The 11,980-nt window shown below is 68.1% G+C and carries 12 protein-coding genes; 2 read left to right on the top strand and 10 right to left on the bottom strand.

Features of this window, described 5'->3' with window-relative positions; all coding sequences use genetic code 11:
- Positions 1 to 95 precede the first annotated feature (95 nt).
- Complete coding sequence (locus ACFX4F_RS16890; RefSeq protein WP_099819513.1) at positions 96 to 560, top strand: META domain-containing protein; 465 nt, start codon at positions 96 to 98, stop codon at positions 558 to 560.
- Positions 561 to 683: 123 nt separating this feature from the next.
- Here ACFX4F_RS16890 and ACFX4F_RS16885 read toward each other — a convergent pair whose 3' ends face one another.
- The 9 genes from ACFX4F_RS16885 to ACFX4F_RS16845 form a co-directional block, all read right to left on the bottom strand.
- Positions 684 to 1,295: a YbhB/YbcL family Raf kinase inhibitor-like protein gene (locus tag ACFX4F_RS16885; protein ID WP_099819512.1), complete on the bottom strand. Its 612-nt coding sequence runs from the start codon at positions 1,293 to 1,295 to the stop codon at positions 684 to 686.
- A 10-nt stretch (positions 1,296 to 1,305) separates the two neighbouring features.
- A complete protein-coding gene (locus ACFX4F_RS16880; protein ID WP_380657312.1) occupies positions 1,306 to 3,384 on the bottom strand; it encodes a tetratricopeptide repeat protein in 2,079 nt (692 codons plus the stop codon).
- A 56-nt stretch (positions 3,385 to 3,440) separates the two neighbouring features.
- The gene (locus ACFX4F_RS16875; protein ID WP_099819510.1) at positions 3,441 to 4,475 is read right to left on the bottom strand and encodes a YheT family hydrolase; all 1,035 of its coding nucleotides are present in this window, start codon (positions 4,473 to 4,475) and stop codon (positions 3,441 to 3,443) included.
- A gap of 7 nt (positions 4,476 to 4,482) precedes the next feature.
- Entirely contained in the window at positions 4,483 to 5,274 is a 792-nt protein-coding gene (locus ACFX4F_RS16870) for a lysophospholipid acyltransferase family protein (protein WP_380657310.1), read from the bottom strand.
- 119 nt (positions 5,275 to 5,393) lie between these two features.
- Entirely contained in the window at positions 5,394 to 5,828 is a 435-nt protein-coding gene (locus tag ACFX4F_RS16865) for a hotdog fold thioesterase (RefSeq protein ID WP_099819508.1), read from the bottom strand.
- A gap of 10 nt (positions 5,829 to 5,838) precedes the next feature.
- Complete coding sequence (locus tag ACFX4F_RS16860; RefSeq protein WP_380657308.1) at positions 5,839 to 7,890, bottom strand: phospholipase D family protein; 2,052 nt, start codon at positions 7,888 to 7,890, stop codon at positions 5,839 to 5,841.
- Positions 7,887 to 8,504: a YceI family protein gene (locus ACFX4F_RS16855; protein WP_230110684.1), complete on the bottom strand. Its 618-nt coding sequence runs from the start codon at positions 8,502 to 8,504 to the stop codon at positions 7,887 to 7,889. The genes ACFX4F_RS16860 and ACFX4F_RS16855 overlap by 4 nt, the downstream gene beginning before the upstream one ends.
- Positions 8,505 to 8,508: 4 nt before the next feature.
- Positions 8,509 to 8,985: a histidine phosphatase family protein gene (locus tag ACFX4F_RS16850; RefSeq protein ID WP_099819505.1), complete on the bottom strand. Its 477-nt coding sequence runs from the start codon at positions 8,983 to 8,985 to the stop codon at positions 8,509 to 8,511.
- 37 nt (positions 8,986 to 9,022) lie between these two features.
- Complete coding sequence (locus ACFX4F_RS16845; protein ID WP_099819504.1) at positions 9,023 to 9,652, bottom strand: ParA family protein; 630 nt, start codon at positions 9,650 to 9,652, stop codon at positions 9,023 to 9,025.
- Positions 9,653 to 9,776: 124 nt separating this feature from the next.
- Here ACFX4F_RS16845 and ACFX4F_RS16840 point away from each other — a divergent pair, with 124 nt between their 5' ends.
- Positions 9,777 to 11,261: an AAA family ATPase gene (locus tag ACFX4F_RS16840; RefSeq protein WP_380657304.1), complete on the top strand. Its 1,485-nt coding sequence runs from the start codon at positions 9,777 to 9,779 to the stop codon at positions 11,259 to 11,261.
- Between the two features lie 638 nt (positions 11,262 to 11,899).
- On the opposite strand, the gene ACFX4F_RS16835 is transcribed toward ACFX4F_RS16840, so the two are convergent.
- Positions 11,900 to 11,980: IS3 family transposase (locus tag ACFX4F_RS16835; protein ID WP_380657315.1), on the bottom strand; the 81-nt coding region annotated here is incomplete at its 5' end.

Here is an 11,980-nt window from a genome sequence, read left to right as displayed (position 1 = left end):
GCCGGCCGCTGGCCGGTTGCTGCACACCGCTCCGGCGACATACGGAACATGCCGGCCAGCGGCCGGCACTACCCACATGCATCAGGGAGATCGGCATGAAACGGACGTACATGCTCGCACTGGCTTTGCTGGCCATCGGTAGTGGCAGCAGTGCATACGCCGCCAGCACACCCACCACCGACCAGCTTGAAGCCCATCTGTGGCAGCTCGCACGCGCCACCGACGCGCAGGGCAAGCGCATCGACGCGTTGTTCGTAAGGGGCCGTGCGCCGTACACCCTGCGCTTCCAGCCCGGCTACATGAGCGAGTTGAACCTGTGCAACCAGGCCAGCAGTCATTACCACCTGCAGGACGACCGGCTGATCCTGGAGAACGGCATCCAGACCACCGCGCTGTGCATCAATCCCAAGGTGGATGCGCAGGAACGGCGAGCCGAAACGCTGCTTCACGGTCGCGATACCGCACCGACCCTCGCGTTGGACGACACCGGCGCATTGGTCGTGCGCAATGCCAAGGGCGAAGTGCTGGTGTTCAAACCCGCGCCGCTGCCTGCGAAATGAAAAGGGCGGCCGCGAGGTCGCCCTTCTTCGTTGTGCGTTGTAGAGCCGAGCCCATGCTCGGCTGCTGTCTATCGGGAAAAGCAGCCGAGCACGGGCTCGGCTCTACAGAAGCACATTGCCCGCTCAGGCCAACGCCGGGTTCAACGTGTAGGTGCCGTGCAACGCCGCTTCGGCCAGTACGTGGCCGTGCATGGCACGGAACGCATCTGCGGCGGTGAAGCGCTCGGGCAGCTGCAGCGTGGCCACATCCAGCGCGAACACGCGGAAGAAGTAGCGGTGCACGCGCTCGTCGTTGAACGGCGGGTACGGGCCGTCGTAGCCCAGGTAGTCACCGGCCATGTCCGGATTGCCGGCGAACCAGCCGGTGAAATCGTTCAGGCCCTGGCGGCTGCCGGCCGGGCCGGCCGGCGCGGTCTTGCCCTTCACCACGAAGCCGTCGCTGCAGCTGCCCGCGGCAATTTCCTGCACCGAGGCCGGGATGTCGGCCATCACCCAATGCACGAAATCGCAGCGCGGCTGATCGCGCGGCACGCGCATGTCATCGCGGCCGACTGTCTCCGGCACCGTCGGTACGTCCGGGTCCACGCACACCAGCAGGAACGAACGGGTGCCGTCGGGCGCGCCGCTCCAGGCCAGGTGCGGGTTGCGGTCGGGGGCGAAGCCGTTGGCATCGCCAGCGGCGAACTCACGGTCGATCGGCGCACCGTTGACCAGGCTGTGACTGCTCAGTTGCATCTGATGCTCCTCACTCTTCCGGGTAACCCAATCGCACCGCGACCGGGGTGAGCTGGGCGAAAGCAGCGCCCATCACGTCGCGATACCCGCGCCAGTGGCCGGCGGGCAGACGCGGTGCACCCAGCTGTGCAGCCGGCGGCATCGGACGTCCGAACACGCGGCCCAGCAGGTCGGCCATCGCATGTGCATCGTTGCCGATGTCGTCGATGCGCAGCAGCACGTGCGGATACAGGTCCTCCTCGTGCAGCGCGGCGATCTGGGTCAGCGAACGCACCAGCCACTGGCTGGCTTCGGCCATCGAGGTCATCGCCAGCGGTGCAGCGGCGCCATAGGCGATCCAGTCCAGCAGCATGTCGCGCGGGTCGCGCAGCACCAGCAGCAGGCGACCCTGCGGCAGCTGCGGGCGCAATGCCCACAACAGCGCGTTGTCCCACCACAGCAGCCAGTCGATCACGGTGTCGCTTTCCAGGCCGCGCGCCGGCAGGTGTTCGCGCCAGCGCTCGACCAGGCGTTCCGGGCTCAGCACGCCCGACGCCAGGTCCTGCAGCGTGTTGTAGTTCTGGAAGGCATCGTCGGGTGGATTGGCGGTGTAACGATCACTGCGCAGTACCGGGCTGGCAGCCGCCAGGCCGGTTGCCACCCGCTCCACGCCCGAACCCGGGGCGCCCCACAGGAAGATCGGTGCCGAGCCACTGTCGCGCGTCGCTTCGTCGATGCTGGCCATCTCCGGCCAGCTCGGCGGTGCCTTGGCCTGCGGCGGCAGCGGCAGCCGTTGCGAGGCCTGGTCGGTCTGCAGCGCCATCCACGTACGCAGCGCTTCTTCCGGCTGCCCGGCGCGATCCTGGATTTCGCCCAGCCAGGTGCGCAGGTCGGCGCGGTGTCCCTCCGGTGCCTGTGCGATCAAGGCCTGCACACGCTCCACGGCGGCGGCCGGGTCACGCTGCAGCAGACCCTCGACGCGACGGCTTTCACCGCTGACGCGGCCCGGTTCCAGGGTGGTGATGCGCTCGGCGATGGCTTCGCCCTGCTCGTGCTCGCCGGCCATGTCATGCAGGCGCATGCGCGCTTCCAGCGCCGGCAGGTGGCTGGGCATCGCTGCCATCCAGCGCTCCACGACGGCCACGGCGCCGGCACTGCCGACGTCTTCCACGGCCAGTCGTGCCAGCCACAGGTCATGCAGCTGGTCATTGCTTTCCAGCGCGTCATCCAGACGTGCGCGGGCTTCATCTTCGCGGCCCAGGCGCTGCCAGGACATCAGCAGCAGCTGCAGCACCTGGCGATCACCCTGCAGCGATTCCAGCAGCGGCAGCAGGTGCTCCAGCGCCTGCAGCGGCTGGCCACTGCGCAGTGCCAGTTCACCGGCCAGGCGGCGCATCGGCGGCACGTCCAGCTCCGGCTGCTGCAGCGCCTGCTGCATTGCCTCGGCGGCGGCCTCGACGTTGCCCTGGCGCAAGGCCAGCTGCACCACCATGCCGTGCAGCGAGGACATCTTCGGGTTCAACGCCAGCACGCGACGGAATGCCTGCTCGGCGAACGCCAGCATGTCCTTGCCCAGATAGGCAAAGCCCAGTGCGTACAGCACGCGGGTATCGTCCGGCAGCGCCTGGCTGGCCGCCGACAGCAGGGCCAGCGCGCGGTCGGCATCGCCACGGCGCAGCGCAACCATGCCATCGATGGTCAGCAGTTCCGGATGGTCCGGCTCCAGCCGCGAGGCCAAGGTCGACAGCCGCTGGGCCTCGTCGAAGTCGTTGCGGCCCACCGCCAGGTGCGCCTGCATCAGGTAGGCCGGGAAGGCGTTGGGGTCCAGCCCGGTGGTGCGCAGCAGGGCTTCATCGGCGCCGTCGAACTGGCGCAGTGCCAGCAGCAGGCCGGCGTGTTGCAGGTGCAGCTGCGCATCATCGGGAGCCAGCTGCAGCGCCTGCTGCAACGCCTCCATCGCGGCCTCGGCCTGGCCCTGCTGCTGCAGCGCAAGCGCCAGCCAGCGGTGGGCCTCGGCCTTGCCGGGTTCGTCACGGGTCCACGCCTGGGCCAGCTGCACGGCCTGGCCGGCATCGTTCTGGCGCAACGCTTGGAGGATCTGGTCTTGCATGGCCGTCCGGTTCAAGGTCAAACCCGCATTGTAGCGGGCCGCGCGCCGGTGCCGGTTCAGCCCGCCAGGACGCGCCGCAGGCGCTGCGCGACCCAGCGTTCGGAGAACCCATCGCCGCGCCAGTTTTCCAGGAAGCCACAGTGGCCGCCCCAGCAGGCGGTTTCCAGCCGCGCCTGCTGCGGCAGCTGCCAATCGCGGAAGGTCGCGTAGGGGATCACCGGATCGTCCTGCGCCATCAGGATGTCAGCGGGCACCTGCAGCGTGGACAGGCGGTCGCCGGCGATGGAATAACCATCGAAATAGGCCTGCAGCGAACCAAACGTGGTGTGCCGTTCGACCAGCCAGGCGGTCAGCGAACGGATGTCCATGTTCAGCACGCGGTCGTCGCAATCGCTCAGTTCGGGGAACAGATCGCGCTTGCGACGCAGCGAACCGGCCCACTTGCGGCGGAAGTACCAGTCGTACATCGCCGGGCCGTTCTCGATGTTCTCCATGGTCAGCCCCGGGTCCAGCACCGGGCAGACGGCAGCCACGTGCTGCAGCGGCACACCGGCGGCCGGCGCGCGCAGCGCCAGCCGCAGCACGAAGTTGCCACCCAGCGAATAGCCCGCCGCAACCAGCGGCAGATCGGGCCAGCGCTGGGCGACATCGCCTGCGGCATGCACCACTTCGTCGATGAGATTGGAGTGGAAGATGCCGGGATTGAGGTGATGGGTATTGCCGTGGTCGCGGAAGTTCAGCCGCACCACGTCGAACCCCTGCTCCAGCATGCGGGCAGCGGCCATGCGCATGTAGCTGGATTCGGCGCTGCCTTCCCAGCCGTGCAGCAACAGGGCGATGCCGCGCGGTTCGCGCCCTTCGACATGGCTGTGCCAGCCCTGCAGGCGCACGCCCTCGCCACCATCGAGGATCAGCTCCTCGCTGACCGCGCCGGTGGCGGCCAGCAGCAGCAGGCCGCGTTGCAGGCGCATGCGGCTGGAGCTGAGCATCGACTGCAGGTGCGGATTGCGCAGCCAGCGCGGCGGCTGATAGTCGGACGCGGTGAGCATCGGCGCATCAGCGTCGAGGGTCGGTGGCGGAAACACGGCCACCCTGGCCTCAATCCCCGCTCATGGCCGCCACGATGCGCGCGCGCGAGGTTTCCGCGATGCGCCGACGGCCTTCCAGGTCCTGGGTGCCGATCGGCTCCAGGAAATGCACTTCGGTATGCCGCGCCGGCTCACCGAGCAGGCGCAGGAAATTGGCGAAGAAACTCTCGCCCGGGCCGAAGGCCACGATGGTCTGTGCATCCCCGCGCACGCCATAGACCAGCGCCACCGGCTGCACCGGCACGCTGGTTTCGACTGCCGCCTGGAAGATGCGTGCATGGAACGGGCCAACGTCGTGGCCGCCGCGGGTACGTCCTTCCGGGAACACGCCCACGGCCTTGCCGGCGCGCAGGCGGTCGGCCATCACCTGCATCACCCCACCGAGTGATTCGGTGTTGCCACGCTGGTGGAAAATGGTCTGGCCGCGCGCGGCGAGCCAACCGACCACCGGCCAGCTGGCGATCTCGCGCTTGGCGACAAAGCCCATCATGCGCTGGCTGTGCAGGATGGAGATATCGACCCAGCTGACATGGTTGGCGACGAACAGCACCGCGCCCGGCAGCGGCTGGCCGATACGCGACAGGCGGAAGCCGAAGATCCACATCAGCCCGCCCTGCCACCAGTTCACCACCTTGGCGCCGAAGGTATCGTCGCCCACGCGCAGCTCGCCCCATGGCGGAAGCATGCCGATCAGGATCAGCGGCAGGAACACGGTGATGTGGACCAACAGCAGCGGTACGCGGTACAGGTAACGGCACACACGCGCCACGCCGCCGCGGGGGGCCGGAGTGGGGGAAGTCATCCACGCACGATACCGGAGGGCTGCCATCGCTGCCAGCCGAATTCGGCCATAAGTCTCATTGACGGCGGCCATCGGCGGGGAACGCTGGGTTCCGCCGCCGTCACTGCTGCCGCCAGGGCTCAACCGTGGCCGGCCGCCACCACGGCCAGGGTCAGCCGCGAGATGCAGACCAGCCGGCCCTGCTCGTCCTCGATGCGGATTTCCCACAGCTGGGTGCTGCGGCCCACGTGCACCGCGCGCGCGGTGCCGGTGACCGTCCCCGAACGCACGGCGCGCACGTGGTTGGCGTTGATCTCCAGGCCCACGCAGACCTGCTTGGCGGTATCCACGCAGAGGTTGCCGGCGCTGCTGCCCAGGGTTTCGGCCAGCACCACCGAGGCGCCGCCGTGGAGGATGCCGTACGGCTGGCGGGTGCGCTCATCCACCGGCATGGTCGCCTGCAGCCAGTCCTCGCCAGCGGCACTGAAGACGATGCCCAGGGTGCTGATGGCAGTGTTGTGGCTGAGTGCGTTGAGCTGCTCGATGGAAACGGCTTCGCGGAATACCTGGGTCATGCGGCTACCTTCAGAGGATGGGGACGAGGCCGGCGCCGAATGCGGTCAGCATGCGCACCAGCAGCCACTTCGGCCCGACGTTGACCTCGGGGAAGTCGCCCACCGCGACATAGCAGCGGTGGAAATCGGCGCTCTGCCGCGGCAGTGGCTGCGGGCAGTCCGGGCCCGGCTTGAACTCGTAGTCGGTGGCGTAGCGCCACGGCCAGAAGTCGAGAATCGGCAGTGCCTCGGAGGCCTTGCCGACGCTGTAGTTCAGGCCGGACAGGACCGGCGGCTTGGCACGCGGCGCCACCGTCCAGGAGTTCTGCGGGTGGGTATCGCGCAGGATGCTCTGGGCCAGCTGCTCGGCGAAGGCCGGATCGTCAATGATCACCGCACCTTCGGTGTTGTAGTTTTCGCTGCGCGGATCGAAGTTGTGGGTACCGACCACGCCGATGCGGCGGTCGACCACCAGCGACTTGGCATGCAGGCCCATGCGCGCGCCCTTGCGGGTGACCGGCAGCGGTTTGTTGACCGCCTTGCTGCCCAGGAACGAAGGGCGCGTTTCGGTACGCAGCAGGCGGGTCTCGACTTCGCTGCCGGCGGCACGCCGGCGCGCACGACCATTCTCATAGGCGCTGCCGGTACGCGGATGGATCACCCGCGCCGGCGGGTCATCCACGTCCGCAGTAGCCACCACGTCACCGCCGCCACCGGCATTGCTGCCCGCTGCGCTGCCACCGAGCAGCGGATTGCGGCCGGTATCGCTGCCCGGCGCTGCGATCGGGTCGGGCAGCAGGTTGCGGTAGTCGACCGGGGCATCCAGCGGGAACGGCTTGAATTCGAAGATGTTGAAGCCCAGCTCGCGCATGTTGCGGCGCTTGTACTTGTACGACAGCGCATACACGATCGGGTTGTCGGTGGCGGCCAGGCTGTTGCTGGACACCACCACGCGCGGCGGTTCCGGCCGCTTGCGCAGCTCGCGGAACAGCTTCTGTGCCGGCTTGGACAGCACCAGGTAGGGCGTCTGCAGGATCACTTCGTGCTGCGCACTGGAGATCAGTGCATCCAGCTGCGGCTCGGTGACGTGCTGCCCGGCCAGTGGTGCGTCGGCGCGCTCGCGGCGATGCTTGCGCGGCAGATCGGCCACATAGCGCACCGAGGCGACCGGCAAGGCGGTGTCCACGAACGAGCGGGTGACGAAGTCGACATCGTTGGCCTCCTCGCTGACCCGCTCCACCCGTTCGGGCCTGCGGAACTGCGCGGGCGGCAGCAGCGGCACGCCCTGCTTGAGCAGGGTACGGCCGACATCGTTCAGGCGCTCGGCCGGCACGCTGCGCTGCGCACGCCAGAAGGCATCGAAGTTGGCCGCCATCGCGCGCGCTTCAGGACCGGCGATCAGCACATCGCGGTCACGGAAGTTGTATTCGCGATCCCAGTCGTAATAGTCGTCCTGGTAATTGCGCCCACCGACCACGCCGATCGCATCGTCGACCACCAGCAGCTTGTTGTGCATGCGCTGGTTGAAGCGGCGGAAGCAGCACAGCACGCTGCCGGCGTAGTCGAAATAGTTCAGCCGGGCCTTGCCGAAGGTCGGGTTGTAGACCCGCAGCTGGAAGTTCTGGTGGGCACCGGCCAGTGCGCCGAGGATCTGCAGGTCGGAGATCGCCGAAAGCTGGTCGATCAGCAGCCGCACCTTCACCCCGCGCCGCGACGCCGCCAGCAGCTCGTCGATGACCAGGCGGGCGCTGTCGTCCTTGTCGAAGATGTAGGTCTGCAGGTCGATGCTGCGGGTCGCGCTGCGCAGCAGGTTCAGGCGCGCGACCAGCGCACCTTCGCCCTCGTCCAGCAGGGTGGCGTAGTGCCGCGGCTGGTCCGGGGTCGATTCGCTGAACGCCCGGCCGGCCAAAGCCCGCAGGGGCGAATCCAGCGCGCAGCGGTCGGCCTGCTGGCAATCCACCTGGGTCGAGCGTGCCTGTACGGCGATCGCCTCGGCGCGATCACGTTGGGTGTGCGACAGCGACGCACAGCCACTGCCCAGCAACACGGTTGCCAGCGCCAATACACGCAGCAAGGGATTCACGGTTTCGGCGCCTCGCTGAGGCGCGCACGCAATACGAAAGTCACTCGGTCACTCAAGGCAAGCTGCCAGCTGTCCATGCCGTACCGGCCTCGTTGCACGGTACCGCGGCTGACGACGTCGCAATCATAGCCGGGTCGGGCACATTCCGCTTTCTCGACCTTGAGTGTCTCCGGATGGCTGACGCCGCGCAGGGTCAGCCGACCGTCGATGCCGCCTCCGTCGGCGACCGTCTCCGGCCAGTACGGCAGCGAGTCGAACTCCACGAACGGGTAACGGCCGGCGTCGAAGAACTCCGGGCCGCGCATCCAGCCGGTGTAGCGGTCCTTGCCGGGGATCTCCACGGTGCGGGTGAACATCTTCAGGTGGACCTGGTGACGGCCATCGGACAGCACCTCGATACGCCCCTCGAAACGCGGGAACACGCCCTCGATGCGCTGGCCGAAGCGGGTGCGGACTTCGAAACCGATCTGCGAGCGCACCACATCCAGCTGCAGCGTACGCGGCGACTCGGCCACGACCGCCGGCAGCGCGGTCGGTGGCGGTGCGGCGGCCCAGGCCGGGCCGATCGCCAGAACGACCGGCAGCAGGCAGCGGCCCGGCAACGCCACCCTCATCGGCTCACGGCCACCAGAAGGCGTTCAGGCTGGCCACGCCCGGCTCGATCGTTGCCTCGCGGGCGAAACCGAGCACGGCGACGCCGCCCGGCGGCATGCCACGGTAATCACTGCTGGTGCCATCGGTCATCAGCGCCACCAGCTGCTCCAGCCCGGGGTTGTGGCCGACGATCAACACCCGGTCCAGGTCACGGCGCTCGTCCACCAGCGCCGCCAGGGTGCCCGGGGTAGCCTCGTAGATGCGGTCCTCCAGGCGCTTTTCGACATAGCCGATGGCCGTCATCACCGCTTCCAGGGTTTCGCGGGTCCGCCGCGAGGGGGAACACAGCACGCAATCGGGCAGCAGGTTGTTTTCCTTCAGCCACTTGCCGGCGGCTTCGGCTTCGGCGAGGCCCACCGGCGACAACGGCCGGTCAAGGTCGGCCTGGCCGGTGGTGGCCGGTTCGGCGTGGGCGTGGCGGAGCAGGATCAGTTCGCGCATTGCGGGATTCCAATAAAGGGATGGAGACCTACTGCTGTTACAGCTTCAGCCAGGACAACAGGGGTTCCCAGTCGGCCTGGTGCTCGCGCACCTGGGCGGAGCGGTAATCGAAAAGACTGCGACCCAGGCCGGTCATGACCACATAGCTCTGGCTGTCGCGCAGCTGGGCGACCACCGGATAGGGCCAGTCAGCCAGCATCTGCAGGGCCTGCTGCGAGGTCTGGGTCCAGGGCTTGGTGCGGTTCAGCACCAGCCCGACCGGCAGCTTGCGGCTGTGCACGCGGGGTACCTGGGCCAGGCTGTTGAGGAAGCCGACGATGGCTTCGATGTCCAGTGCCGAGGGCAGCACCGGCACCACCACGGCATCGGCAGCGTCGAGGAAATGCGGGATATCGTCGGCCAGTGCGCCGGCCGGTGCATCGATCACCACGGTATCGGTACCGTCGGGCAGCTTCTGCGCCCATTGCTTCTTACGGTACACGTCGATCGGCAGCACCGCGCTTTCCAGCCCGGCCCGGCGCTGTGCCCAGCGCGTGCTGGAGCCCTGCGGGTCGGCATCGGCGATCACCGTGGCCTTGCCTTGCAATGCCGCGTACGCGGCCAGGTGGGTGGCGATGGTGGACTTGCCCACCCCGCCTTTGGAACCGGCCACCAGGATCGTCTTCATGCCAGCCTCGCTTCCGGGTACGTGCCCCGAGCGTACACCGCCGATGGTGACGGAAGGTAGAGCCGTGCTGAACCCGTGCCCCCCGGCCTTTGCTATCGTGGCGCCCCCGAAGGACCGAACCGCCATGAGCGAACTGCAGGACCTGAGCGCGCTGATCCGCGCCAACACGCCGTTGATCGTGGTCGAGACCCAGGATGAGGGTCGCATCGTCGAGCTGTTCCGGCAGACGCTGATGCATGTCTGGCGGGCCCTGCACCGCTGGTCGATCACCGAGGGCCTGCGCCGCATCGACCTGGAGCGCGAGGACGAGCCTGTGGGCCCGCCCGACGCCAGCGCCGCACTGCAGATGATCCGCCAGGCCGACCAGCGCGGCGTGTACCTGCTGCTCGATTTCCACCCTTACCTGGGCTATGCCAGCCACCAGCGTGCGCTGCGCGATCTGATCCAGCGCCGCCACAGCGAACCGCACGTGCTGGTGCTGATCGGCGCCAAGGTGGAGCTGCCGGCCGAACTGGAAGCGCTGGCGGTGCGCTTCAATCCGCGCCTGCCCGACGCCAACGCACTGCTGAAGATGCTGCGCGAAGAAGCCGATGCCTATGCACGCGAACACGGCGGGCGCCGGGTGGAAGTGGACAGCGAGGCGGTCAAGAAGATCCTGAAGAACCTGCAGGGGCTGAGCCTGGTCGATGCGCGGCGCATCGCGCGGCAGCTGATCTATGCCGATGGCGCGCTGCGCGACGACGACCTGCCACAGTTGGCGCGGCTGAAGTTCGAGCTGCTCAACCGCAGCGGCCACCTGTTCTTCGAGCACGACAGCGCGCGCTTCGGCGACGTGGCCGGGGCCAACCGGCTGAAGCGCTGGATCAACCAGCGTCGCGTCGCCTTCATCGCCGGCTCGGCACCGGCCGGGCTGGACCCGCCGCGCGGCATGCTGCTGCTGGGCGTGCAGGGCTGCGGCAAATCGATGCTGGCCAAGGCCACCGCCGCCGGTTTTGGCGTGCCGCTGCTGCGCCTGGACGTGGGCGCGCTGTACAACAAGTACCACGGCGAGACCGAAGCCAACCTGCGCCAGGCACTGGCCTCGGCCGAGCAGCTGGCGCCATGCGTGCTGTGGATGGATGAGATCGAGAAGGGCCTGGCCACCGGCAGCGAGGATGGCGGCGTGTCGCGCCGTGTACTCGGCTACCTGCTGACCTGGATGGCCGAGCGCAAGCCGCCGGTGTTCATCGTGGCCACCGCCAACCAGGTACACGAGCTGCCGGCCGAGCTGCTGCGCAAGGGCCGATTCGACGAGATTTTCTTCGTCGACCTGCCCTCGGCCGATGTGCGCGTGGAACTGCTGCGGCTGCACCTGGGGCGACGCCAGCTCAATGCCGACGACTTCGCGCTGCCGGCACTGGCAGCGGCGGCCAACGGGTTTTCCGGTGCGGAAATCGAGCAGGCGATCGTGGCCGGGCTGTATTCGGCGCATGCCGAAGGCCGGCCGCTGGATACCGAGCTGCTGATGGGCGAGATCCGCACGACGCGGCCGCTGTCGGTGTTGATGGCCGAGCAGGTGGCGGCGTTGCGGGAGTGGGCGTCGGGGCGCACGGTGTCCGCGGACGACTGAGGGTTTCCTGCGAACGGCGCAGCCCCTCGTGGCTCGTCGCTGAAGGCGCCAGCTGTGGGTTGGCCGGGCGGGTAGGCTGCGCAGGGGACGCTGCAAGTCCCCCTCCGGGGCCCGGCCCAGCCGCTGGCGGCTGTGCGTTCAGGCGCTTGCGAAGCAGTGCTTCGCAAGCAAAGCGCCTTCACCCCTGTAAGCTCGGTCGCCGCATCCATGCGGCTCACGCCCCTGCGCAGCCTACCCGCCCGGCCACGGACAGTTTCCGGGGGCGATCAGCCACGGAAAAGAAAAAAGAAGAGCAAAAGCAAAAGCCGGTTGGCTGGCCGCTTTCTGTAGCGCCGAGCCCATGCTCGGCTGCATTTCGATCAGATATCGATCCTTCGATTCCGATGCAGATTCATCCACGCATGGCGTGCATCTGCGTGTCGACCAAGGTCGACACCTACCAACAGCAGCGGAAACCTGTCGAAGGCGGGGCGGTGTGGGCAGGCAGGACCGTTGGCGCCATGGGCCCGAGGCATGCCCTCGGGCGGGTTGGGCAGGACGCCCAACCCCGGTCTTGCCGTGTGCGCAGGAAAGCGCACACGAGCAAGGCGCCATCGAGCCCCCAAGGTGAAGTGACCCCCGAGAGTTGGACGGTGGGGTCAAACGGCCGCTTGGGCCTGTTCCCGGTACTGTACCGGGCTCAGGCCCTTCAATTTCAATCTGATGCGCTCTTGGTTGTA

It is taken from the genome of Stenotrophomonas sp. YIM B13575, assembly GCF_042787595.1.
Classification (GTDB): domain Bacteria; phylum Pseudomonadota; class Gammaproteobacteria; order Xanthomonadales; family Xanthomonadaceae; genus Stenotrophomonas; species Stenotrophomonas lactitubi_B.
This window is presented reverse-complemented; position numbering and strand designations above follow the sequence as displayed.